This window comes from Savagea serpentis (assembly GCF_015351395.1).
GTDB classification, from domain to species: Bacteria; Bacillota; Bacilli; order Bacillales_A; family Planococcaceae; genus Savagea; species Savagea serpentis.
This window is the reverse complement of the sequence record NZ_JADKPV010000001.1, coordinates 167,822-191,668: the sequence shown is the minus strand read 5'-3', so window position 1 is coordinate 191,668 and position 23,847 is coordinate 167,822. Positions and strand designations below refer to the sequence as shown.

24 protein-coding genes are annotated in these 23,847 nt (G+C 44.7%); 2 read left to right on the top strand and 22 right to left on the bottom strand.

Going from position 1 to position 23,847, the window contains the following annotated elements; all coding sequences use genetic code 11:
• Position 1: 1 nt before the first annotated feature.
• From rnc to IRY55_RS00900, 9 genes are all read right to left on the bottom strand, one after another.
• Positions 2-745 carry a ribonuclease III gene (gene rnc / locus IRY55_RS00940; protein WP_194561383.1) on the bottom strand — a complete coding sequence of 248 codons (744 nt, stop codon included), beginning with the start codon at positions 743-745 and terminating at the stop codon, positions 2-4.
• A 136-nt stretch (positions 746-881) separates the two neighbouring features.
• Positions 882-1,118: an acyl carrier protein gene (locus IRY55_RS00935; protein WP_194561382.1), complete on the bottom strand. Its 237-nt coding sequence runs from the start codon at positions 1,116-1,118 to the stop codon at positions 882-884.
• Between the two features lie 36 nt (positions 1,119-1,154).
• Positions 1,155-1,898: a 3-oxoacyl-[acyl-carrier-protein] reductase gene (fabG, locus tag IRY55_RS00930; RefSeq protein WP_194561381.1), complete on the bottom strand. Its 744-nt coding sequence runs from the start codon at positions 1,896-1,898 to the stop codon at positions 1,155-1,157.
• On the bottom strand, positions 1,898-2,842 hold the full coding sequence (fabD, locus tag IRY55_RS00925; RefSeq protein WP_194561380.1) for an ACP S-malonyltransferase: 945 nt from the start codon (positions 2,840-2,842) through the stop codon (positions 1,898-1,900). The genes fabG and fabD overlap by 1 nt, the downstream gene beginning before the upstream one ends.
• A gap of 4 nt (positions 2,843-2,846) precedes the next feature.
• Entirely contained in the window at positions 2,847-3,830 is a 984-nt protein-coding gene (plsX, locus tag IRY55_RS00920) for a phosphate acyltransferase PlsX (protein ID WP_194562347.1), read from the bottom strand.
• A gap of 2 nt (positions 3,831-3,832) precedes the next feature.
• Positions 3,833-4,411 (bottom strand): transcription factor FapR, encoded by a 579-nt coding sequence (gene fapR / locus IRY55_RS00915; RefSeq protein WP_194561379.1) that lies wholly within the window; start codon positions 4,409-4,411, stop codon positions 3,833-3,835.
• Positions 4,412-4,491: 80 nt separating this feature from the next.
• Positions 4,492-6,540: an ATP-dependent DNA helicase RecG gene (gene recG / locus IRY55_RS00910; protein ID WP_194561378.1), complete on the bottom strand. Its 2,049-nt coding sequence runs from the start codon at positions 6,538-6,540 to the stop codon at positions 4,492-4,494.
• 64 nt (positions 6,541-6,604) lie between these two features.
• Positions 6,605-8,245, bottom strand: a complete 1,641-nt coding sequence (locus tag IRY55_RS00905; protein WP_194561377.1) for a DAK2 domain-containing protein — start codon at positions 8,243-8,245, stop codon at positions 6,605-6,607.
• An 18-nt stretch (positions 8,246-8,263) separates the two neighbouring features.
• On the bottom strand, positions 8,264-8,626 hold the full coding sequence (locus tag IRY55_RS00900) for an Asp23/Gls24 family envelope stress response protein (protein WP_194561376.1): 363 nt from the start codon (positions 8,624-8,626) through the stop codon (positions 8,264-8,266).
• A 224-nt stretch (positions 8,627-8,850) separates the two neighbouring features.
• Between IRY55_RS00900 and rpmB the strand changes: the two genes are divergently transcribed.
• Positions 8,851-9,039, top strand: coding sequence for a 50S ribosomal protein L28 (gene rpmB, locus IRY55_RS00895; RefSeq protein ID WP_194561375.1), 189 nt, complete (start codon positions 8,851-8,853; stop codon positions 9,037-9,039).
• Between the two features lie 50 nt (positions 9,040-9,089).
• Here rpmB and IRY55_RS00890 read toward each other — a convergent pair whose 3' ends face one another.
• The 12 genes from IRY55_RS00890 to gmk form a co-directional block, all read right to left on the bottom strand.
• A complete protein-coding gene (locus IRY55_RS00890; RefSeq protein WP_194561374.1) occupies positions 9,090-9,737 on the bottom strand; it encodes a thiamine diphosphokinase in 648 nt (215 codons plus the stop codon).
• Positions 9,734-10,396, bottom strand: a complete 663-nt coding sequence (gene rpe, locus IRY55_RS00885) for a ribulose-phosphate 3-epimerase (protein ID WP_194561373.1) — start codon at positions 10,394-10,396, stop codon at positions 9,734-9,736. The genes IRY55_RS00890 and rpe overlap by 4 nt, the downstream gene beginning before the upstream one ends.
• A gap of 2 nt (positions 10,397-10,398) precedes the next feature.
• Positions 10,399-11,286 carry a ribosome small subunit-dependent GTPase A gene (rsgA, locus tag IRY55_RS00880; RefSeq protein ID WP_194561372.1) on the bottom strand — a complete coding sequence of 296 codons (888 nt, stop codon included), beginning with the start codon at positions 11,284-11,286 and terminating at the stop codon, positions 10,399-10,401.
• 9 nt (positions 11,287-11,295) lie between these two features.
• Positions 11,296-13,257 (bottom strand): Stk1 family PASTA domain-containing Ser/Thr kinase, encoded by a 1,962-nt coding sequence (gene pknB, locus IRY55_RS00875; RefSeq protein WP_328799593.1) that lies wholly within the window; start codon positions 13,255-13,257, stop codon positions 11,296-11,298.
• Positions 13,254-14,018 (bottom strand): Stp1/IreP family PP2C-type Ser/Thr phosphatase, encoded by a 765-nt coding sequence (locus IRY55_RS00870; protein WP_194561370.1) that lies wholly within the window; start codon positions 14,016-14,018, stop codon positions 13,254-13,256. The genes pknB and IRY55_RS00870 overlap by 4 nt, the downstream gene beginning before the upstream one ends.
• A 24-nt stretch (positions 14,019-14,042) precedes the next feature.
• Complete coding sequence (gene rsmB, locus IRY55_RS00865; protein ID WP_194561369.1) at positions 14,043-15,374, bottom strand: 16S rRNA (cytosine(967)-C(5))-methyltransferase RsmB; 1,332 nt, start codon at positions 15,372-15,374, stop codon at positions 14,043-14,045.
• Complete coding sequence (gene fmt, locus IRY55_RS00860; protein ID WP_194561368.1) at positions 15,371-16,309, bottom strand: methionyl-tRNA formyltransferase; 939 nt, start codon at positions 16,307-16,309, stop codon at positions 15,371-15,373. Before fmt ends, rsmB begins: the two co-directional genes overlap by 4 nt.
• Positions 16,306-16,776 carry a peptide deformylase gene (def, locus tag IRY55_RS00855; protein WP_194561367.1) on the bottom strand — a complete coding sequence of 157 codons (471 nt, stop codon included), beginning with the start codon at positions 16,774-16,776 and terminating at the stop codon, positions 16,306-16,308. The genes fmt and def overlap by 4 nt, the downstream gene beginning before the upstream one ends.
• 13 nt (positions 16,777-16,789) lie before the next feature.
• Entirely contained in the window at positions 16,790-19,195 is a 2,406-nt protein-coding gene (priA, locus tag IRY55_RS00850) for a primosomal protein N' (RefSeq protein WP_194561366.1), read from the bottom strand.
• Complete coding sequence (coaBC, locus tag IRY55_RS00845) at positions 19,192-20,394, bottom strand: bifunctional phosphopantothenoylcysteine decarboxylase/phosphopantothenate--cysteine ligase CoaBC (RefSeq protein ID WP_194561365.1); 1,203 nt, start codon at positions 20,392-20,394, stop codon at positions 19,192-19,194. The genes priA and coaBC overlap by 4 nt, the downstream gene beginning before the upstream one ends.
• Before the next feature lie 98 nt (positions 20,395-20,492).
• The gene (gene rpoZ, locus IRY55_RS00840) at positions 20,493-20,723 is read right to left on the bottom strand and encodes a DNA-directed RNA polymerase subunit omega (protein ID WP_194561364.1); all 231 of its coding nucleotides are present in this window, start codon (positions 20,721-20,723) and stop codon (positions 20,493-20,495) included.
• 4 nt (positions 20,724-20,727) lie between these two features.
• A complete protein-coding gene (gene gmk, locus IRY55_RS00835) occupies positions 20,728-21,345 on the bottom strand; it encodes a guanylate kinase (RefSeq protein WP_194561363.1) in 618 nt (205 codons plus the stop codon).
• 136 nt (positions 21,346-21,481) lie between these two features.
• Here gmk and IRY55_RS00830 point away from each other — a divergent pair, with 136 nt between their 5' ends.
• Positions 21,482-23,161, top strand: a complete 1,680-nt coding sequence (locus IRY55_RS00830) for an Rqc2 family fibronectin-binding protein (protein WP_194561362.1) — start codon at positions 21,482-21,484, stop codon at positions 23,159-23,161.
• Between the two features lie 55 nt (positions 23,162-23,216).
• Here IRY55_RS00830 and pyrE read toward each other — a convergent pair whose 3' ends face one another.
• Positions 23,217-23,846, bottom strand: a complete 630-nt coding sequence (gene pyrE, locus IRY55_RS00825) for an orotate phosphoribosyltransferase (protein WP_213086629.1) — start codon at positions 23,844-23,846, stop codon at positions 23,217-23,219.
• Position 23,847: the final 1 nt, after the last annotated feature.

The following is a 23,847-nucleotide window of genomic DNA, read 5'->3' as shown; positions in this document are numbered from 1 at the left end:
CTTACTCCTTCTCATCGTACTGCTCAATCGCTATGCGCGCAGCTTCTTGCTCCGCTTCTTTTTTAGAACGGCCGACTCCTGTTCCGATGACCGTTTCATTAATTTTGACGACGATGATAAACTCTTTCGCATGCGCTGGTCCTTTTTCTTCAATAATTTCATATTGAATCGCGCCATGTTCTTTTTGTTGTACTCTTTCTTGCAATTGGCTTTTATAGTCCATCACATGCGAAAAAGTGCCGTCAGTAATTTTGGGAAATACGACTTTTTGTAAAATACGTTCAACTGATTCCATCCCTTGATCTAAATAAAGTGCGCCGATAAATGCTTCAAAAACGTCGGCAAGCAAGGCTGGACGTTCACGACCGCCCGTTAACTCTTCCCCTTTACCTAATAAAATATATTGGCTAAAGTTCAACTCCGTTGAAAATTCGACGAGGGAAGGCTCACATACGATGGAAGCTCGTAACTTCGTCAATTCTCCTTCTGACATGTTCGGCTCATGTTGATATAAGTAACGAGAAACACCCAGTTCTAACACTGCATCCCCTAAAAACTCAAGGCGCTCATTATCTTCGTATTTTTTTTGACGGTGTTCATTCACATATGATGAATGGGTGAAAGCCGTCATTAACAAACGTTCATTACGAAATGACACATCTAACTCATTTTGTAATTGTTGAAATTGTTCTTGTACTTTAGCAAAATCGAGATTCGATTTTTTTGTTCGTTTTTGTTTAGACATTCAATCCATCCTTTCTACTTCATAGTATTCTGTTTCATTTTACAACTTTCAATGCGGACTTGCAAAAGAAGAAAAAAAGATGTCACACGCTCATGAATATCATTCACGAGAAGCGACATCTCTTTTTCAATTGCAATTAGTTTACTTGTTCTTCGATATATTTCACTGCGTCGCCGACTGTTGCAATTTTTTCTGCGTCTTCATCAGAAATTTGCATGTCAAACTCATCTTCAAGTTCCATAACGAGTTCTACGACGTCTAAAGAGTCAGCACCTAAATCATCACGGAATGAAGCTGTTTCAGTTACTTTCGCTTCGTCCACGCTCAAACGGTCGACAACTACTTTTGTTACGCGCTCTAATACTGTAGCCATGTTGTCACCTCCTCTCAAAATGTACACTGTTATACTTTACATCACCATACCACCATCGATATGGATTGTCTGTCCCGTAATATAGTTTGCATCATCCGATAGTAAAAATGCAACTGTTTTCGCCACATGTTCTGGTTCGCCGAGACGTTTTAGCGGAATCATTCGAAGCATGCCTTCCTTCACTTCTTCAGGGAGTGCCTCTGTCATATCTGTCGTGATAAATCCTGGTGCGACAGCGTTCACTAAAATGTTGCGGCTCGCGAGTTCTTGAGCCGTCGTTTTCGTCAAGCCGATGACGCCTGCTTTCGCTGCGACATAATTCGCTTGTCCCGGGTTGCCTGCTACACCGACGATTGACGCGACGTTGACAATTTTACCTGAGCGTTGACGCATCATTTGACGCGTCACTGCTTTCGTGCAGACGAAGACCCCTTTTAAGTTAATGTTCATCACATCGTCCCATTCGTCTTCTTTCATGCGCATGAGTAAATTGTCTCGCGTAATTCCTGCGTTATTCACTAAAAAGTCAATTTTGCCGAATTTCGCGATCGTTTCGTCCATCATCGCTTTCACGTCTTCTGAATTGGAAACGTCAGCGCGCACTGCGATCGCTTCGCTACCGAGCGCTTCAATTTCAGCGACGACTTCTTGTGCTTTCGCTTCGCTGCCGCTGTAATTGACGACGACTTTCGCGCCTTCTTTCGCTAATGTTTTCGCAATTTCAGCACCGATGCCACGGCTCGCTCCTGTCACGACAGCGACTTTATCTTCAAATCTCATTATGCTTTCCACTCCTCTACTAATCGCACAGCTTCTTCCATCGTTTCACGATCGGATACGCTCACGACCGTCACATTGCGATCGATTTTGCGCATTAAACCCGCAAGTACTTTTCCAGGGCCACATTCGATGAAATATGTGACGCCTTCTTCATCGATTAAACGGCGCATCGAATCTTCCCAAAGAACAGGAGAGTATAATTGTTCGACGAGTTGTTCTCGAATTTGTTCCCCATCCGTTACAAGTTGTGCGTTAACATTCGCGACAAGTGGGAATCGCGCAGGACTGAAATCAATCTTCGTCAAGGATGCACGCAATTGGTCCGCCGCTCGTTCCATTAAAGAAGAGTGGAACGGTCCGCTCACCGCAAGTGGCATGACGCGACGAATCCCTTCTTCTTTCAATCGTTCGGATGCGAGCGCAACTCCTTCTGCTGAACCTGAAATGACGATTTGTCCCGGACAGTTTAAATTCGCAAGTTGCACAGGTGCTGTTTTGCTCACGTCTTGCGTGATGCGTTCTAACAATTCACGGTCTGCACCGAGCACAGCCGCCATCGCACCTTCCCCGTTCGGGACTGCCTCTTCCATGAAGCGACCTCTCTCGTATACTGCTCGCACCCCGTCTTCAAATGACATGACATTCGCTGCAACGAGCGCTGTATATTCCCCTAAACTATGCCCTGCGACATAATCAGGTGTAATGCCTCGTTGCATCAATTCATTGGCAACGAGTGTCCCGACTGTTAAAAGTGCAGGTTGGGTATGATACGTTTCTGTCAACACTTCTTGGGGTCCTTCTTTCATTAATGTTGTCAATGAAAATGGGAGTTGTTCGTCTGCGATTTGTGCGAGTGTTGCGCTCGTTTCATTCGTTTCGATCAAGCTCGTCCCCATACCGACTTGTTGAGCCCCTTGTCCTGGAAAAATAAATGCTAATTTCATGTCGTTACTCCTTCCCTACCGCTTCTTTCATCGTATTGCTTACGTCGTGCTCCATCATAAGGACCGCTTGGCGAATGGCGTTAAATATCGCATTCGCATTTGAAGAACCGTGCGCTTTAATGACGGGTTCATTCAACCCGAATAATGCCGCTCCCCCATATTCTGTATAGTCCATCAAACTTTTCATCGAGCGTAAATCATTTTTAATAAGCATCGCTCCCATTTTCGTCTTTGTCGACGACATGAGGACATCTTTTAATGCTGAGAAAATATTGATTGCCGTTCCTTCTAATGTTTTCAATACCATATTGCCCGTGAAGCCATCTGTCACGACGACGTCTGCTACACCGTTTAACAAGTCGCGCGATTCGACATTCCCGATAAAATTGATCGGCGCTTCTTTCAGCAAATTGTACGTCTCTTTGACAAGTTCGCTTCCTTTACCTTCTTCCGTCCCGATGTTGAGTAATCCGACGCGCGGATTGCCGATACCGCGAACCCGTTCTGCATAGACCGCGCCCATGCGCGCAAATTGGTATAAATGGTTCGGTTTGCTATCGGCATTTGCTCCAACATCTAAAAAGACGAATCCTTGTTTGTCCATCGTTGGAAGTGTAGGAGCGAGCGCTGGACGTTCCACCCCTTTAATGCGGCCGACGATAAATAGTCCTGCTGACATGAGTGCTCCTGTATTTCCCGCAGAAAGCACCGCGTCCGCTTCACCGTCTTTCACCGCTTGCGCTGCACGTACCATCGAAGCGTCTTTTTTACGACGAATGGCACGTACGGGCTCGTCGTCCCCTTCAATCACTTCTGTACAATGGATGACGGTGAGGCGGTCATGTTGTTTCACATAAGAAGCCATTTTCGCTTCGTCTCCGTACAGTTGGACATGCAAATTTGGATATGCTTCTAATCCTAAGTAAATACCTTCTATAATCGATTGCGGGGCATTGTCCCCACCCATTCCATCTACTGCTAATCTCATCATCATTCAGACCCTTTCCGATCATTCGAACGATACATTTCAAACGTGCCACGAAAAACAATTTTTTGTTTGACAGCTGACTCGATATCGACGATCGTTCGATTCAGTTCTGTTTTTTCTTTCGCTACTGTTGCGCGCGCGATGACGCGATCTCCGACAGTGACAGGCTGAACGAAATGAATCGTCGCTTTCACCGTAAGCGCGAGATCGTCATTCATCACTGCAACGGCTAATGAATTCGCTTGAGCGAATAAATGGTGACCACGCGCAATTTGATTTCGTTGGAACACATGCTCTTCTTGCACATCAAAAATCGAAATCGCCGTTTTGTCTAATTCTATATTTATAATATCGCCGATCACTTCATCTGTCCCGAGCGATTTCACTTCTTCTTCAAAGTTTTGAGTCGCCACTTCTTCCATTCGCTTGCGCAACTCTGGAATGCGGCACTCCATCCGATCGAGGCGAATCGTCTGGACACTGACTGTGAAATGTTCAGCGAGTTCTTCGTCTGTCATGAACGGATTCGTTTTTAACAGACGTTCTAATTCAATTTGACGTTCTCGTTTTCTTAATTTCATCGTCTTGTCCTTTCCGATTAGCACTTGGTACTAAGAACAGTATATAAATTTTCTTGTAATATTGCAATACGTAAGTACAATTAATCGATTCGCTCTCCTGATAAAACGTTCGATTCATGTAAATAACTGCGTAATGGCGCGTATCGTTCCTCTTCCCAAAATGCTGATGTTTCGAGCAATTGTGTCGCTCGTTGTTGCACTTGCTGCATGAGCGCAAAATCATTCACTGGATCCCCGAAATGAAAATCAGGCATACCGCTCTGCTTTGTACCGAATAAGTCTCCACTGCCACGCAGTTGCAAATCTTTTTCGGCGAGTAAAAAACCGTCCGTCGTCGCCACCATTGACTGCATTCTCTCGCGCCCTTCTTCATTTTTCGGGTCCGCGAGTAAAATACAATATGATTGATGTTCTCCTCGCCCGATGCGCCCGCGCAATTGATGTAATTGAGAAAGGCCGAAACGTGTCGCATCATAAATGATCATGAATGTCGCATTCGGTACGTTCACGCCAACTTCTACTACTGTCGTGGAAACGAGCACGTGGACGCGTCCTTCCGCAAATTCACGCATGACGGCATCTTTTTGATCGCTATGCAAGCGACCGTGCATCAATCCAACCGCGTAGCGATCCGCGTAGTATTGTTCTAGTTGTTGATGAACGTCTACGGCGTTTTGGACGTCGAGTTTATCGCTCTCTTCAATGAGCGGACATATGACGTACGCTTGGCGACCTTGTTCGAGCTCCACTTCCATTCTTTTTAAAAGAGGGAGTAGAGCGTCTTCTTTCATCCAATATGTTTCGATTTTCTTTCGCCCTGCGGGTAGTTCATCGATGATGGAAACGTCCATTTCACCGAATGTCGTGACCGCTAGTGTACGCGGAATCGGCGTAGCTGTCATAAAGAGCACATCTGGTGTTTGACCTTTCTCCTTTAACAGACGACGCTGCTCAACACCGAAACGATGTTGCTCATCGGTAATGACGAGTCCAAGATCATAAAAGACGACATCTGGTTGGATGAGCGCATGCGTTCCAATTAACACGTTTAATTCCCCCGTCGCTAAATATTCTAACAATTCTCTACGCGCTTTTACTCGTGTCGAGCCTGCTAAAAATCCAACGCGAAGACCGAATGGTTCCAACCAATCGGCGAGTGTAGCGGCATGTTGTTCCGCTAAAATTTCCGTCGGAGCCATAAAGGCACATTGCTTCCCCGCTGTAATGGCCGCAAACATCGCGACCGCAGCAACCGCTGTTTTTCCAGAACCGACATCCCCTTGCAGTAAGCGATTCATTTGAATGTCGCTTTTTAAATCGCGACAAATTTCATTGACGACCCGCTTTTGCGCATTCGTCATTTCAAAGGGAAGCGACTGAATCATCTCTTTTAACCGGTCATTGTCATAGGCGATGACCGTTCCTGTCCCTGGCTTTTTGCGCTTTTGTTTCATCGCCATCATCTTCAATTGGAATAAGAAAAATTCTTCATATTTTAAACGGTGTCGCGCCCGTTCATTTTCTTCAGGCGACGTCGGAAAATGGAGCTGCTCCAGCGCTTCATCGATGGACAGTAGTCCTTCTTGCAATCGAATGACTTCGGGCAAAGGGTCTACGAGCTGTCCTTTTGTTGCATCGAGTCCTTGACGAATAAGCTTGCGAAACGTCTTTTGATGCATTTTTCCTTTTAACCGATAAACCGGCTCCATCTGTTCTTCGTCCGTTTGGGGCCCTTGAAAATGTTTTTGTGCGGTAATCGTTTGACGTCCACGATCCCATTTCCCGTTCACCGTCACAATTTCTCCTGCCGTTAAACGATCCTTTAAATAATGTTGGTTAAAAAAGACGACTTTAATTAAATGAGGACCGACTTTTAAATGAAATTGCAGTCGCGACCGACCACGACTTGTGAAAAAGACAGTCGCTGGGCTTTCAATACGGCCTTCCACTGTTATTTTTTGACCATGTTCAGCGCGTTCTAAATCGCTTAATGTAAAGTCGTCATGCCTTTGAGGAAAGGTGTAGATGAGTTGTTCAATCGTTTCAATCCCGAGCTCTGTCAATTTTTCTTCTGTCGCTTGGCCGACACCTTTTAAACGCGTAATCGAATCTGTATATTGAATCGTCATGAACATTCGCTCCTTTCATTCAACGAAAAAAGAGAATCGACGCGCGATTCTCCTTTTCTCTTCTTTATTCTACCGATATGATGTACGGGTAAAGTGGTTGTTTGCCGTCGTGCACTTCCACTTCCACTTCTTCGTATTGTTCTTCAATCCATTCAGCTAAAGCAGATGCGTCTTCTTCTGTCACATCTTCTCCGAATAATACCGTCACAATTTCAGAATCTTCATCGATCAATGTCGCAATCGTCTGTTCAACTGCTTGACGTAAACTTGGAAGGGATACAACGATCTTGCTTTGTGCAATCCCCATATATTCATCTTTTTTAATTGTGACGCCATCAATTTCTGTATCACGAACAGCTGTCGTCACTTGACCTGTCTTCACTTCGCTTGCTGCTTCGGTCATATCGCGCTTATTTTCTTCAACCGACGCTTCTGGATTGAATGTCAAAATCGCTGTAATGCCTTCTGGAACAGAGCGTGTTTCGACAACAGCCGCTTCGATATCTAACACTTCTGCTGCTTGCTTCGCTGCCATGACAATATTTTTATTGTTCGGCACGATAATGACACGTTCCGCTTCGATTTTTTTAATTGCGGCTACGATATCTTCCGTTGACGGGTTCATCGTTTGACCACCTTCGATGACGTAACTTGCGCCGATACTGCGAAGTAAATCTGCAATGCCTGCGCCCATCGCTACTGTGACAATCGCATATGGATGTTTCTCGATTTTCTCTTCTCCGACAATCGCAATATGCTGTTCGCGCATATTTTCGATTTTCATATTGATGAGTGAACCGTATTGCTGTCCTAAATTAAATGCTTCTCCTGGTTGCTCCGTATGAATATGTACTTTCGCAATTTCATCGTCGCTAATCACTAATAACGAATCACCAATTTCGCTTAATTCGTTACGGAATGCTGTTTCATCGAATGCTTTTTCTTTCGTCTTTGCCTCTTCGAACTTCACCATAAACTCTGTACAATAGCCATACACAATATCTTCTGTATTCATGAAGTCTTGTACAGAACGGTGATGTTCTGCGCGAATGAGATCATCGAGCGATGCATCTTCTTTGCGTTCTGGTAAAGGTTCGCCTTTCAAACTCGCCAAAAAGCCTTCATATACGTAGACGAGACCTTGACCACCACTATCGACGACGCCGACTTGCTTCAAAACAGGTAGTAAATCTGGTGTGCGTTCTAAAGAAGCTTGACCTTCGCGCACGACTGCTTCCATCACTTCGATGATATCGTCTGTTTGTTCTGCGACTTCGACACCGTGATTCGAAGCATCTTTCGCCACTGTTAAAATCGTGCCTTCCACAGGTTTCATAACCGCTTTATATGCTGTTTCCACACCATATTGTAAAGCTTGCGCGAAAATGGATGCTGTGACTGTTTCTTCTTTTTCAATCGCTTTTGCAAAACCGCGGAATAATTGAGATAAAATAACCCCTGAGTTTCCGCGTGCTCCCATTAAGAGCCCTTTCGATAAAGCTTGTGCAGTACGTCCGATATGCGCTTCTACTTTCGCCGCCGTTTCTTTCGCACCTGATGTCATCGATAAATTCATATTCGTTCCTGTATCCCCATCGGGTACTGGGAAAACGTTCAATGAGTCGACATAATCTGCGTTTGTCGCTAAATGATGCGCTCCCATTTGAACCATTTCATTTAATTGTAATCCATCAATCTTGTCCATGAGATTGAGATCCTCCTTTTACACGTTCGTCACACGAACTCCTTGAACATAAATATTAACTGCTTTCACATCTAATGCAAGCATTTGTTTTACTGTATATTGTACTTTCGATTGCACTTGATACGCTACTTCTGAAATTTTTGTACCATAGCTCACAATAATGTAAACATCGATTTCTAAACCGTCCGCTTGTCTACGTACGACCACTCCACGCCCGTAATTTTCCTTGCGTAAAATGTCTGTTAATCCATCGCGAATTTGGTGCTGTGATGCCATGCCGACAATGCCGTAACATTCCATTGTCGCTTCTCCTACTACTTGCGCAATGACATCGTTCGTCATGTCTATCGTTCCTAAATTTGTTTTTACTTCGACTGACATATGCGTCCCTCCTCAAGCTTACTTTCCTTATATTGTACTACACTGAACGCGAGATTCAAACATTCGTATATTATACCATATTTCTGTTTTACATTCGTGTCATTTCGATGTAAAGTAAAACATCTTGAAAGGCGAGAAAAAAGGGTTGCTCTACGAGAAAACCTATGGTAAAGTGTTAAAGTATGCAATTAGGCATGTCTAATTAAGAGCGAGGAGGTAATAAAATGGCTAAACAATGTGTTATTACTGGTCGCAAAGCACGTACAGGAAACGCACGTTCACACGCGTTAAACGCTACTCGCCGTTCATGGGGCGCTAACTTACAAAAAGTTCGCATCATGGTTGACGGTAAACCGAAGCGTGTTTGGGTATCTGCAAGAGCGCTTAAATCAGGAAAAGTTCAACGCGTATAATTGACGCGTTCATAAGAAAAAACGCCAAGTCGATCGATTGGCGTTTTTTCTTATGCTTTTTTTTCGTCTTCTCGGCTATGCATGACGAGCGCTGTTCCTAATTCGAATGCTACCGTCGCGTTAGATGCAACCATTTCATTGCTCGTAAAACGCGTCGACCCGAGCGGAATTTCATCGTTCGTCACTTCGTACTTCACACCACGTAATGTCACGTTCGTCATCCCTTGTTCCCAAGCGAAAAAAGAAACGTACGGATATCGTTCATCCCGAATGATTGTATGTTTTCCCGCTAGTAAAAAATATTGAATGTTATGCGTATCTTGAATTTGAAAACGAATATGCGCGTATTGTCGTTGACAACGATACATGAGGTGGATCGCTGACATGTAATGGTCGAGCCGGCCCCCTGTCACTTGCGTCAAAATAATTTCTTCAGGATTTAGTTCAACGGCACGCTGTACGGCAAGCTCTAAATCCGTCTCGTCCTTTTCCGCTCCAAATTCTTCTACATGTTGCGCACTCTTTTCAATATCCCGCCATTCTTCTGGCGTCACCGAGTCGAAATCACCGATCGCTAAATAGAGCGGGAGGCGCTGACGAATAATCGCCATCGCCCCTTGATCTGCTCCGATATAATAATCACCTGTCGGAAGTGGGCTCATCTGTTCAGGACTGCCTGCTACGACGATGATTCTCACTTCGCTCGCTCTCCAGCTGCACGAATTCCTTGCAATGCTTTCGCACGGTCTTCTTTATTGAAAATCGCTGAACCTGCTACGAAAACGTTCGCTCCTGCACGCACCGCAGCTTGAATCGTCTCTTCGTTAATGCCGCCATCAATTTCAATGTCAATGTCATATCCTTTTTCATCGATAATCGCGCGAAGGGCTGCCACTTTTTCTAAAACTTCTGGAATGAATGCTTGTCCACCGAATCCTGGGTTCACCGTCATAAATAACACGAGGTCCACTTCGCTTAAAATCGGTAAGATCGCTTCGATTGGGGTATGTGGATTCAATACGACACCTGGTTTTGCTCCTGCGTTGCGAATCATTTGAATCGTGCGATGTAAATGCGGGCTCGCTTCTACATGTACCGTAATGTAATCCGCTCCTGCTTTCGCAAATGTTTCCACGTATTGCTCGGCATTTTCAATCATTAAATGAACGTCGAGTGGCAATTTCGTAACGGGACGAATCGCTTCGACGACGAGTGGACCGATCGTAATGTTTGGAACGAAATGTCCGTCCATTACGTCGACGTGAATCCAATCGGCTCCTGCCGCTTCCACTTCTTGAATTTCCGCGCCTAATTTGGCGAAGTCTGCTGATAAAATAGATGGTGCAATTTTAACCATAATTAATACCTCGGCTTTCGTTCTGAAATTTCATTCATAAATTGGACGTAATGATCATAGCGCGTCTGCATGATGTCTCCTGCTTCCACCGCTTCTTTCACCGCACATTTCGGCTCTTTTAAATGCAAGCAACTCGTAAAGCGACAACGCTCGCTCACTTCGTTAAAATCACGGAATGAAAAGCGCAGTTCCTCTTTTTCAATCGTTTGAAAATCTAACGAGCTGAATCCTGGAGAATCCGCAATCCATCCATCATAAATACGAATGAGTTCGACATGGCGCGTCGTATGCTTCCCGCGACCGAGCGCGGCTGAAATATGCGCTGTTTCTAAATCGAGTTCAGGGAATAAAGAATTTAAAAATGTCGATTTCCCAACACCTGATTGTCCCGCTAATACAGAGATTTTCCCGTTAATGAGCGGGCGCATGACATCATGAGATACCGGCTCTGTCGGATTCGTCTCTAACACAGTATACCCGAGCGCTTCGTAATATTGAAGCGTCTCTCGAATGTGCGCGAGTTCTTCTTCAGAAGTTAAATCCGTCTTCGTCAAGCAGATTAGTACTTCCACATTATATGCTTCAATGACCGCTAAAAAACGGTCGAGCAAATGGACGCTAAACGCAGGTTCCACTGCTGAGAAGACAAGAATCACTTGGTCTAAATTCGCAATCGGTGGACGGACGAGCTCATTTTTACGTTCGTGAATATGAGTGATGAGCGCTAAGTTGTCGCCATCTTCTTCATAGTCGACGAGATCCCCTACTTTCGGATGGATTTTTCGCTTGCGGAACACGCCTCGTCCCGTACATAATACGATGTCTTCGCCAGCTTGTACTTCATACACATCTCGGTTAATTTTACGAATTTGTCCTACGCTTGTCGTCATGTCATCCTCCTATTCAACGTCTTTATAGTCAAACATTTCTTCTTCAATGACTGTCGCCCCGCGCATAATGCGGTAACCTCCACGTTGCCCTTCTTCTAATTCAATCGTTATGCGACGTTTCGTCGTTTCCGTAATGTCGAATGTTTCAATAGGATCTGTCATTGAATGTTTGCGATCTTGCACATATATGCGAATACTTTGTGGTTGTTTCTCCCCGTCTTCCCCGTCTTCTACCACTTCTTCTTCATATGGAATCGTTACAGATTGCACGATTAATTTGACGGGTTTAGAAGGGGGGCCTTTCGAAACGACGACGTTCACTTGGCCGCCGCGCTTTAACTCACTTCCTGCACTCGGCTGTTGAGAAATGACTTTTCCTTTTTCTTGTTCACTTGAAAATTCTTCGCGTACGATACGTATATCAAAACCTGATGATTTCGCATACGCTGTTAAATCAGACTCTGACATACCGATTAATTTATCGACTTTTTTCATTTCAATTCCTTTACTTACCGTAAATATAACAGTCGTCTCTTTCGGGACAATTTCTTCCCCAGCTTCGATATTTTGTTTAATGATCGTTCCAGGTTCTGCTTCATTAAATTCTTCTTCCACTTGAATGTCGAAGTCAAAATCCGCTAACAATTTTTTAACATCGTCGATGGAACGACCGACGTAATTTGCAAATTTCATTCGTTCATGACCACTGCTCACATAAATGGTAATTTTCGAACCTTTTTCTCGTTGAACACCACCATCCGGAATGGTGCGAATGACAATCCCTTCTTCCACTTCATCTGATGGCTCTTCAATCGATTCTTCTACAACAAAGCCTGCTGCTTCAATTATTTCAATCGCTTCTTTTTCTTCTTCGCCAACAACTTCAGGGACTGTCGCCTTTTTAGAACCGAAGAAAAACGGTAATGTAGCGACGAGAAGTAAGAGGACAATCGCTCCTCCAATCCACCATTTTTTCTTACTTTTTTTAGCAGGAGGTGGTGTCGGTTGTTGTTCTTCAAGTTGCGCTTCTATTCGTGGAGGCGGTTGAATGATTGTGTCTGCTGCTTCCATTTTCGGTAAGTCTTTAATCGCTGGCATCACTTTCGTCGCATCATCGTCGTAAGGAATGAAATATTTCGCTTCATTTAAACGATTCGTATTCAATGCTGTCTGCAAGTCTTCGTACATTTCATCCGCTGATTGATAGCGGTGATCGGGACTTTTCGTTGTCGCTTTTAAAATAATATTTTCCACACTTTGTGGAACTTCAGGGTAGTGACTGCGCACGGACGGAATTTCTTCTTGTAAATGTTTCAAGGCGATGGCTACCGCAGTCTCCGCTGCAAAAGGGAGTTCGCCCGTCAACAGTTCATAAAAAACAATCCCTAATGAATAAATATCAGAACGTTTCGTCGCCATGCCTCCCCGTGCTTGCTCTGGTGACAAGTAGTGAACGGTTCCAATGATAGAATTCGTTTTTGTGTAGGCCGTTGCATCTAAAGCCATCGCGATACCGAAGTCTGTAATTTTCACATTGCCTGATGCATCCATTAAAATGTTTTGCGGTTTTATATCACGATGAATGATGCCATTGTGATGCGCATGACTGATTGCTGATACGAGTTGTTGCATGATTGGCACCGCTTCATATGCTGTTAAATGGCCACGTTGTTGAATGTATGTTTTCAATGTTTGGCCCTTAATGTATTCCATCACTAAATAATGAATTTCTCCATCTTCCCCGACGTCATAAATGTCGACAATATTCGGGTGAGATAAACTTGTCGCAGATAACGCTTCTCTTTGAAATCGCTTCTTCAAATCTTCTTCATTCGCAAAATCATAGTGCAAAATTTTAATCGCTACTTCACGGTCTAAAATGACATCGCGCGCTAAATATACACGAGACATGCCGCCTTCGCCAATCACTTGCAACAGTTCATAACGTTCTCCAATACGTTTTCCAATCAATGTGAGCCCACCTCCTTCTTCCACCATTCAATTAAAATGACGGATATGTTATCGTCGCCTCCTAATGCATTCGCACGCGCGATTAAACGCTCTGCTCGCATTTGAAGTGAATATTGGTCTTCTTGAATAATCGATAATATTTCTTCTTCAGACAATAGATTGCTCAAGCCGTCTGTACAAAGTAAAAAGGTAACAGGATCTGATAGACGAATCGAAGCGACATCTGCCACTGTACGTCGCTCTGAACCGACTGCTTTAACAATCCAATTTTTACGCGGATGATGTTCCGCCTCTTCTTTTGTAATTTCGCCACTTTCTAGCAAGGCATTAACGAAGGAATGGTCTTTCGTCAATTGGCGAATATGTTGATCTGCAATCATATAAATTCGACTGTCCCCCACATGCGCAAGTGTGCATTCGGTATCGTCGAGAATGACGACATCCAATGTCGTACCCATCCCTTGATACTTATCATTGCGTAAAGCGAGATCGAATAAATGATAATTAATTTGCTGAATCGTATCGAGTAACCATTGCTCCCAATCCATGTCTAACAGATCGCTCGTAGATAGCTCTATAAATTGCTGACCGATTAACTTAACGGCTGTTTTGCTCGCATAATCGCCCCCGCGATGTCCTCCCATTCCATCTGCAATAACTGCGAGAACGAGGCCCGAACGTTCAGGATGAATGTAAAAAGCGGCACGGTCTTCATTGACTGCTCGCTTCTTACCAATATCCGATAAAATCGCATAATGCATCGTCATACCTCCCTACTCAATCCTTCATTCTTCTTTAACGAAAGCTGCTATAAAGAATCCGTCGCTCTCCCATTCGTTTGGCAATAATTGAATCATTTCCTCTTCCAAGTCCAATTGTTCATGCGCATATGTTTTTTTCAAGCGCATATTTGGAAATTGAGCTAAAACGCGCGTGACGACTTCTTCATTTTCACGTTGATCCATCGTGCACGTACTGTAGACGAGGGTACCGCCTACCTTTAAAAGTGGGATTGATTCTTTTACTAGCTTGAACTGTAAATGTGATAATGCGACGACATCTTCTTCGCTTTTCGTATATTTAATTTCCGGTTTGCGACGAATGACACCGAGCCCGCTACAAGGGGCATCGATTAAAATACGGTCGAATGTACTCGGCTCGTATTGCTCTTTGACGTCGACTCCGTCTAATTCACTCGCTTCAATGTTCGTCAAATGTAAACGAGTCGCTTGTTCTTCAATTTTTGAAATTTTATGAGCATGAATGTCATGCGCATACACTTTCCCTGTATTGTTCATCGATTCGGCGATATATGTCGTTTTTCCTCCTGGAGCTGCACATAAATCAAGAACCGTCATATGTTCTTCTACTTCCAAAGCATCGACCGCCAACATCGAGCTCGCATCTTGAATCGAAAGGCGTCCGTCTCGGAAGGCGAAAGAGCTTGCGAAACTTCCTTCTGCGAGTAAAATTGCAACATCGACGTACGGATGTTTTTCCACGGCATAGCCGAAATCCGTCAATTCTTCCAACACTTCTTCATCCGTCGTTTGTGTGCGATTAATACGCGCTGTTCGTTCAGGGACTGTATTGTTCGCAAATGCTATGCCTTCTGCGGCTTCAAATCCGTATTGATTCACCCATGCCTCGATCATCCAGAGCGGGTGACTCGTTTCTGTCGCTAAACGTTCGAGGGGGTCTTCAATCGCTTCAAATGGAGCCCCTCCCGAACGCAAATAAGAACGTAAAATCCCATTAACCGTGCGAACAATTCCTTGGTGACCGCGTCGTTTAGCAATCTCAACTGCTTCATAAACAATCGCACGGTCCGGAATGCGCGTCAAATAGTCGAGCTGATATACAGAAAGGCGCAATAGTTGGCGCACCCATCCTGATAATTTACCACGCACATATGGGCTCATGCGATAGTCGAGTGCGTCACGCATTTGCAATGTCCCGTAGACGAGTTGTGTCAAGAGACGACGATCTTTTTCATTTAATTCATACGTTTGAATGACATTATTTAATGCGAGGTTGCTATAAGAGCCACCTTCTTCAATGTCCATGAGTAGTTGTAAGGCTGCGTCTCGCACATTTCCTTTTAGTCGTTTTTTCATTCGAATCGGTCGCCCACTTTCCACTTATCGCCGTTTCCATTAATAAATGAAACGACATCGACTTTCTTTTTTCCTGCTGGTTGCAATTCAAGAATCGAAAGTATGCCTTCGCCCGTTTGCACATATAGCTCATTTTTGCTCATCTTCATCATCATCCCTGGTGTTCCTTTAGACGTTTCGTCGACGATGGATGTTCGATATATTTTGACATTCTCCCCATCAAATGTCGTATAAGCGACAGGCCATGGATGAAGTCCACGCACGTGGTTAAAAATTTGACGCGCTGACTTATTCCAGTCGATGCGCTCTTGTTCACGCGTAATATTTGAAGCGAATGTGACGAGTGATTCGTCTTGAGGGATGCTGTCATTCGTGCCAGCGATAATCGCAGGCATCGTTTCTTTCAATAAATCGCGACCGACGAGCGATAATTTATCAAACATCGTCCCTGTATCATCTTCATCCGTAATCGGAATCGCACGTTTTGCGATCATATTTCCAGCGTCTAACTTTTCTTCCATGTACATGATTGTCACACCTGTTTCTTTTTCGCCATCGATGATTGCTTGATGAATTGGCGCTCCTCCGCGATATTTTGGCAAGAGTGAAGCATGGACGTTGACCGAGCGTAAACGCGGAACGTCCAACAATTCGTTCGGCACGATTTGTCCATACGCTGCCGTTACGATTAAATCAGGTTGTAGATTGATTAATTGTTCGAGTTCTTCCGATTTCGATAGACGGTCCGGCTGGTAAACAGGTAAGCCGAGACGTAATGCTTCTTCTTTTACAGGGGTTGGTGTCATAACTCGCTTGCGACCGACTGGGCGATCCGGTTGCGTTACGACGCCTACGATGTCATATCCTTCTTCATGCAACATCGTTAAAATAGGTACTGAAAATGGGGGTGTTCCCATAAAAATAATTTTTGTCACTCTTCTTCCTCCTCAAATGTTTCCGCATCGACACGTGTTTTTATTTTTTGCGTAAATGAAATGCCGTATAAATGGTCCATTTCGTGTAAAATTGCGCGCGCTTCAAAACCTTCTGCCGTAATTTCAAACGTCTTGCCGTATTCATCTTCCGCTTCGATTCGAATCGCTTCTGGACGCTCGACTTCTCCGTATATTCCCGGGTAGCTCAAACATCCTTCCATTTCGACACTTTTGCCATAATATTTTAGCAAGGTCGGGTTGACGAGGACGAGCGGATCGCGGTCGTCTTGAAAGTCGATGACCGCGATGCGTTCATTGCGTCCAATTTGTGGCGCGGATAAGCCGACACCGTCTGTGCGATGCAATGTATCGATTAATATTTTCGCAAGTTGCTGAAGCGATTCATCAAATGTTGTCACTTCTTCCGTCATGCGTTCTTGATTGACTAATGATTGTATATTTACCATAGACGTTCCTCCGTTACATGAGCGATTGCGGTTCCATTTGAATGGACAGGCGCAAATGCTCTTTCATCCACTTCGTTCGGTACATATGCATCAATTGATGCAATACGTCGAACAAGTTGTTTTCTGCTTTGTATTTTATCAAACATTGGTACCGATATCTATCGTTCACCCGACTGATGAGTGATGGTGCAGGACCGACGATAATAAAAGAGTCGTCCAATGCTTGGCGTAAAAAACGTGCGGTTTGATTCGCATAGTGAATCACTTTTTCTAAAGAAGCGTGCGATAACTGTAACGCGACGATATAAAACATTGGTGGATAACCGAAGCGTTTTCTCATTTGCATTTCAACATTGTAAAACGGAATGTATTGCTGTTGTTTCGCCAGTTGAATTGAATAATGTTCTGGTGCGTACGTCTGGACAATCACTTCGCCTTGTAAGTGGGCGCGTCCTGCTCTTCCGCTCACTTGCGTCAACAATTGAAACGTTCGCTCACTCGCTCTAAAATCCGCTAAATGCAAGCTTGAATCAGCGGCTAATACGCCGACTAATGTAATATTCGGGAAGTCGAGCCCTTTAGCGATCATTTGTGTGCCGAGCAACACTTGCGCTTCGCCACGTCCGAATGCGCTGAGCAATTTTTCGTGCGCTCCTTTACGACTCGTCGTATCGACATCCATTCGAATGACCGATATGTCAGGGATCACTTTTTTTAATTCCACTTCCGCTTTTTGCGTTCCTGTACCGAAAAATCGCATCGATTCGCTTTCACAATGTGGACATTTCGGCGGGACATATGTTTCGTAATTGCAGTAGTGACATTTTAAGCGTTCAACGGAGCGGTGGTACGTTAATGAAATATCGCAATGCGGGCATTGCATCGTCGTTCCACAATCGCGACAAAGCATGAAAGATGCGAACCCTCTTCGATTTAAAAAAAGGACGATTTGTTCACCGCGCTCCATCCGTTCGCGAATCGCTTGAATGAGCGCATGAGAATACATCGAACGATTCCCTGTGCGCAACTCTTCCCGCATATCGACGACCGACACTTCGGGAAGTGCAGACTGTTTCGGTCGTTCCGTCATGGAAAGTAATGTGTACACACCTTTTTGCGCTCGTGCAAAGGACTCCAATGCTGGTGTTGCACTCCCGAGCAAGACCGGACATTGATGATAGTTCCCACGCCAAATCGCCACGTCTCTCGCGTGATAGCGGGGAACGTCTTCTTGTTTGTATGTCGATTCATGTTCCTCATCTAAAATGAGGAGACCTAAATTTGTAAACGGCGCAAATATCGCAGACCGTGCACCGACGACAACAGACACTTCCCCGCGTCTAATTTTTCGCCACTCGTCATATTTTTCTCCTTGCGATAAGGCGCTGTGCATGACAGCTACTTTATCACCGAATCTCCCTTTAAAACGCGCGGTCATTTGCGGTGTTAAAGCGATTTCGGGTACGAGGACAATCGCTTGCTCTCCGCGCTCTAACACGCGTTCAATCGCTTGCAAGTACACTTCTGTCTTTCCGCTTCCTGTAATGCCGTGAAGCAAAAAGGTTTCAGCTCGCGATGCATCGATCGCATCGCGCACCGCTTCAAAAGCGCGTTGTTGCTCTGTCGTTAAAGCGAGCTTTTCATCGTACGCCATTTGAGATGCGTCGATTTCTCGGTACACTTCACGTTCTGAGCGTTCGATATAACCTGCTGTGACGAATGTTTGAATCGTCGGACCCGCGACATCCGCTTCTTCACGCACGACTTTTTCAACGAGCGCTTCGTTTGGGTAATTCATCAAATACGCGAGCAATTGCTTCTGTTTGTGCGCACGATTCGATAATTCCCCTTCAATCTGTCGCAAGCGTTCTAAAGACGGAATGTGTAATACGCGCTCTGTTTTAATCGTCGTCTGTTGTTTCATCGACGTTTGGAATTCAACTTCTCCTACGAGTGCAGCATCTTTACAAAGTTTTTGCTGTACAGGAGTCAATGAATCAAATGACTGGGTCAGTGACGATTCAAAAATATCGCGCAATGCAGGAGAAAGCTGTTCGAGTGGAACGGTTGCAACGACGAGTCGTTCGTAAGACGTCCGCATCGCTGCAGGAAGCATCGCCTGTAACGCATCAATCTCATAACAAATCGTATGATGCGCTAAGTGTTGAGCTAGTTCCACGAGCTCTTCCGTAAGTGCTGGACGATAATCGACGACTTCGGAAATCAATTTTAATTTTGCTGAATCCACATCGGTGTCTTCTTTCAAACCGACGACGTATCCGATGACGTCCCGACGACCGAACGGTACTTTCACGCGGCTCCCGATTTCGACATAGGGGGCGTCTTCGTTTAATGCATAGTCAAATGGACGATTTACCGCATAAGTGGATACGTCGACGATGACTTGTGCTATTTTCACGAATGGTCAAACTCCTTCTCGCTAATGTACGTCAATAATTGATGGGCTAGCATGCGCTTATCCAGCGCAGGATACGATTTTTCGCCTTCTCGACTGACGAGTGTGACGACATTCGTATCGTTGCCGAAACCGCCATCCGGGTTCGTCACATCATTGACGATAATGTAGTCGGCGTTTTTACTTTCTAATTTGCCACGACCGTATGTGAGCGCATCGTTCGTCTCCGCTGCGAAACCGATCAACAATTGATGCGTCTTTTGCGCGCCGAGTGTTTTTAAAATATCGGTCGTGCGCTCCAGTTCAATCGCTGCGTCGCCTTCTTGTTTTTTCATTTTTTGATCCGCTGCATGTTTCGGTCGATAATCCGCAACGGCTGCCGACTTAATGACGATATCCGCTTCGTCGTAACGAGAGAGTACAGCCTCTAACATATCGGCTGCACTTTCGACATCGATGCGCTGAATACGAGCTGGTGTATCGAGTGATACAGGACCAGCGACGAGTGTCACGTCCGCTCCTAAATCACGCGCAGCTTCTGCCATCGCGAACCCCATTTTGCCGCTTGAAAAATTCGAAATGTAACGAACCGGATCAATTCGTTCTAATGTCGGACCAGCCGTGACGATCACTCGTTTTCCTTTCAGTGGGAGCGGATTTGCTTCTGTAAAGTAACGGACGACGCGTTCTGTAATCGCTTCTGGTTCTTCCATGCGCCCTTTTCCGACATAACCACATGCTAAATATCCTTCACCCGGCTCAATAAATGTCAAACCGTCTTCGCGCAACACTTGCATATTGCGTTCTACTGCCCGGTTCGCGTACATGTGGACATTCATCGCAGGCGCTATCCAAATCGGCGCTTCCGTTGCGAGTAATGTCGTCGTAATCATGTCGTCTGCAATGCCGTTCGCCAATTTTCCAATGACATTCGCTGTCGCAGGCGCTACGATGATTAAATCTGCCCAATCGGCTAAATCGATATGTGCGATTTTCGCGGAATCTTTTTCATCGAACGTATCGACATACACATCATTTCTTGACATCGCTTGAAAAGATAAAGGGGTCACAAATTGTTGGGCGCTTTCCGTCATCATCACTTTTACGTCAAAATTCGCTTGTACGAGCTTGCTCGTTAAGGCGACCGCTTTATAGACGGCGATGCCTCCCGTTACCGCTAACAACACTTTTTTCTGTTCCATTGAAACTCCTCCTTTAACTAGATGCAATATGAAATAAAAAAAGAGACAGTCCCTTCAGAGAGCGAGATCGTTCTAAAGGGAGGTGTCTCCAAAAGTTTTTATACTTCGTCTTCGTAAATGACTGATTCGTCGCGCTCTGCATTCGTCAATACGCCTGCTACGACTTCTTCTAACGCTTTTCCGACATTTTTATGCGCTTTATATTCTTCTTGGTCAAGCAAATATAAATGGCGCTCCTGCATTTCACGCGCGCGCTTCGATGCGAGTGTTACGAGTGTATATTTTGAATCGATTTTCTCTTTTAATTTATCTACTGATGGATATAACAATGGTTTATTCCCCTCTCAACATTTGTTTGTATAATTCTTCGACACGTTCACGCTTGCAATGTTCCGCTGTCACAATCGCATGAATGCGGTCGCAAGCATTTTGCACGTCGTCATTTTCAACGACATAATCGTATAAATGCATCATCTCTAATTCTTCACGTGCGCGTGCAACACGTGTCGCGATGACGTCCGCATCTTCCGTACCGCGTCCGATGAGACGATTTTCTAATTCGGATAAGCTCGGTGGTGCTAAAAAGATGAACAATCCTTCTGGCATCTTTTCACGCACTTGTTTCGCGCCTTCTACTTCAATCTCTAAAAAGACGTCGCGTCCTGCTTCAATCATCTCTTCAACATATTGCATCGGTGTGCCATAATAATTGCCGACATATTCGGCATGTTCAAGCAAACGCCCTGCGTCGATGAGCGACTCAAATTCTTCTTTCGATTTGAAAAAATAATCGATTCCATCTTGTTCACCTTCGCGTGGCGAACGTGTCGTCATGGAAATCGAATATTCATAGTTCGTATTCGGCTCTTCGAAAAGCGCTTTTCGAACCGTCCCTTTCCCGACACCAGACGGTCCTGATAATACAATAAGCAAGCCCTTTTTCTTATACATGGAATCCCTCTTTACATCATGATTTACTACCCGTCCAAACCGCAAAAGAATAGACGATAATCTGTTCGTATTATACCATAGAAGGATAGAAAAATGCTAAGATGTAAAATAAACGATGATAGAAAGAGGAATGATTATGGCTTTTGATGGACTATTTACACGTGCGATCGTCACCGAATTACAACAACTCGTAGGAGGACGCATTAATCGCGTGCACCAACCGAACGAATATGAAGTTGTTCTCACGATGCGTGCCCAGCGAAAAAATGTGAAACTGTTGCTTTCCGCTCACCCTTCTTACGCGCGCGTTCAACTGACGGAAGAGACGATTACGAATCCACCTGAACCGACGATGTTTTGTACCATTTTACGCCGCCATATTGAATCTGGAATCATCACAGCGATCGAACAAGTCGACAACGACCGCATCATCCATTTCACGATTGCGAGTCATAATGAAATCGGAGACCCGATCACACGCACATTAATTATGGAAGTGATGGGACGCCATAGTAACTTGATGGTTGTCGATCCGATGAATGATAAAATTATCGAAGCGCTCAAACATTTACCTCCTTATATGAACAGCTTTCGTACCGTTCTTCCAGGCGCAACGTACGTCTCACCTCCCGAACAAGAAAAAAAGAACCCGTTCACAATAAGCGAAGAAGAACTGTTCGACATATATCATAAGCTTGAAAAAGGACGAGATTTCATCCAATACTTACAAGGGGTCGCCCCAATTCATGCGACCGAATTGTACGCTCTGTTAAAACAAAATTTACAGTTCCAAACGTATCGTCACTTCATCGAATCGTTTGAAACATTGCCATTTCAACCTGTCGTCATGAAAAAAGACGGACGCGACATCTTCTCCGCTCATCCGTTAACGACCGCTGATGAAGTCATTTATGAAGCAAAATCGCTCGGTGATTTACTCGACCGCGTCTATTTCGAAAAAGCAGACCGTGAACGTGTGCGAGCACAAGCGCAAGATTTGGAAAAATGGTTAGCGAACGAGCGAGCGAAATTAGTGAAAAAAGAAAAAGTGCTTCAAAAAGAATATAAAGACGCGGAAAAATTGGATGATTTCCAATTGTACGGTGAACTGCTCATGGCTCATCATTATCAAATTGAAGCGAATGCGAAAGAAGCGACGGTCGAAAATTACTACGACGGTTCAGAAGTGACGATTCCGCTCGACCCTCGCAAGACGGCGATTGAAAATGCGAACCGCTACTATACGAAATATACGAAAGCGAAAAACGCACTCATTCAATTGAAACAACAGATGCGTTTAACGAAAGAGGAACTCGACTATTTCGAAACGTTACTTCAACAAGTCGAAATGGCGACGCCAGACGATATCGATGAAATTCGGGAAGAATTAATCGAAAATGGCTACATGCGAAAACGTCGCTCGAAGAAAAAAGAGAAGAAAAAGAAAATGGTCATCGAGCGTTACGAATCGTCAACAGGTATTCCGATCGCCGTCGGGAAAAATAATAAACAGAACGATCACGTTACCTTTAAATTAGCGAGCCGTCACCATACGTGGTTGCATACGAAAGATATTCCAGGCTCACACGTCGTCATTTTAAGCGATGACCCAGACGAAACGACATTGCAAGAAGCTGCAGTCATTGCCGCTTACTTCAGTAAAGCGCGCACGTCTTCGAATGTTCCGGTCGACTATACGGAAATTCGTCACGTGAAAAAACCGTCAGGCGCAAAACCGGGATTCGTCAATTATTTCGAACAACAAACAGTATTCGTCACACCGGATGAACAACTCGTCCGCCAATTAAAACAATGAGTAAAGCGCATGAAATCAATGATGGATTTCATGCGCTTTTACTTGTCGTTCTCTTTTATAATGTGCCTTCTTTTAATTGAGCGTGCCACGATAAAAGACCACCGATGTCTTCTTTCGCAATCGCCCCATTTTGCTCCGCTACTTCAACGAGTGCAGCGAAGTTCGTTAAGCTCGCATATTCAAGCCCTGCTTCTTTAAACATGTCGTCCGCTTTGTTTAAACCGTATGTGAAAATCGAAACGACTCCTGCTACATCGTACCCTTCACGTTTCACCGCTTCCGCAGCGTTTAAACTGCTTCCGCCTGTTGAAATGAGATCTTCCACGATGATTGCGCGGTCACCTTCTTGCATTTTCCCTTCGATTTGGCGTCCTTGTCCGTGTCCTTTCGGCGTTGAACGGATGTACACCATCGGCAATTCGAGTTCGTCCGCAATCCAAGCAGCGTGCGGGATACCCGCTGTCGCTGTTCCTGCGACGACATTCGCCTCTGGGAATTGTTCGCGAATAATGTTCGCAAGACCTTTCGCAATCACTTTACGACCGACTGGGTCTGCCATCGTTAGACGGTTATCGCAATAAATCGGTGATTGAATACCTGAAGCCCATGTAAAAGGGTCGTTCGGGCTTAATTCGACAGCCCCTACTTGTAATAAAATTTCTGCTACTTGTTTTTCGATTGTCATG

Bases quoted from the DNA above. Each gene is read 5' to 3' on its own strand.
- rnc (WP_194561383.1), bottom strand. From the start codon at position 745: ATGTCTAAACAAAAACGAACAAAAAAATCGAATCTCGATTTTGCTAAA.
- IRY55_RS00935 (WP_194561382.1), bottom strand. From the start codon at position 1,118: ATGGCTACAGTATTAGAGCGCGTAACAAAAGTAGTTGTCGACCGTTTG.
- fabG (WP_194561381.1), bottom strand. From the start codon at position 1,898: ATGAGATTTGAAGATAAAGTCGCTGTCGTGACAGGAGCGAGCCGTGGC.
- fabD (WP_194561380.1), bottom strand. From the start codon at position 2,842: ATGAAATTAGCATTTATTTTTCCAGGACAAGGGGCTCAACAAGTCGGT.
- plsX (WP_194562347.1), bottom strand. From the start codon at position 3,830: ATGAGATTAGCAGTAGATGGAATGGGTGGGGACAATGCCCCGCAATCG.
- fapR (WP_194561379.1), bottom strand. From the start codon at position 4,411: ATGAAATTAAGAAAACGAGAACGTCAAATTGAATTAGAACGTCTGTTA.
- recG (WP_194561378.1), bottom strand. From the start codon at position 6,540: ATGACGATTCAATATACAGATTCGATTACGCGTTTAAAAGGTGTCGGC.
- IRY55_RS00905 (WP_194561377.1), bottom strand. From the start codon at position 8,245: ATGGACAAGATTGATGGATTACAATTAAATGAAATGGTTCAAATGGGA.
- IRY55_RS00900 (WP_194561376.1), bottom strand. From the start codon at position 8,626: ATGTCAGTCGAAGTAAAAACAAATTTAGGAACGATAGACATGACGAAC.
- rpmB (WP_194561375.1), top strand. From the start codon at position 8,851: ATGGCTAAACAATGTGTTATTACTGGTCGCAAAGCACGTACAGGAAAC.
- rpe (WP_194561373.1), bottom strand. From the start codon at position 10,396: ATGGTTAAAATTGCACCATCTATTTTATCAGCAGACTTCGCCAAATTA.
- rsgA (WP_194561372.1), bottom strand. From the start codon at position 11,286: ATGACGACAAGCGTAGGACAAATTCGTAAAATTAACCGAGATGTGTAT.
- IRY55_RS00870 (WP_194561370.1), bottom strand. From the start codon at position 14,018: ATGCATTATGCGATTTTATCGGATATTGGTAAGAAGCGAGCAGTCAAT.
- rsmB (WP_194561369.1), bottom strand. From the start codon at position 15,374: ATGAAAAAACGACTAAAAGGAAATGTGCGAGACGCAGCCTTACAACTA.
- def (WP_194561367.1), bottom strand. From the start codon at position 16,776: ATGGTAAATATACAATCATTAGTCAATCAAGAACGCATGACGGAAGAA.
- coaBC (WP_194561365.1), bottom strand. From the start codon at position 20,394: ATGGAACAGAAAAAAGTGTTGTTAGCGGTAACGGGAGGCATCGCCGTC.
- gmk (WP_194561363.1), bottom strand. From the start codon at position 21,345: ATGTATAAGAAAAAGGGCTTGCTTATTGTATTATCAGGACCGTCTGGT.
- IRY55_RS00830 (WP_194561362.1), top strand. From the start codon at position 21,482: ATGGCTTTTGATGGACTATTTACACGTGCGATCGTCACCGAATTACAA.
- pyrE (WP_213086629.1), bottom strand. From the start codon at position 23,846: ATGACAATCGAAAAACAAGTAGCAGAAATTTTATTACAAGTAGGGGCT.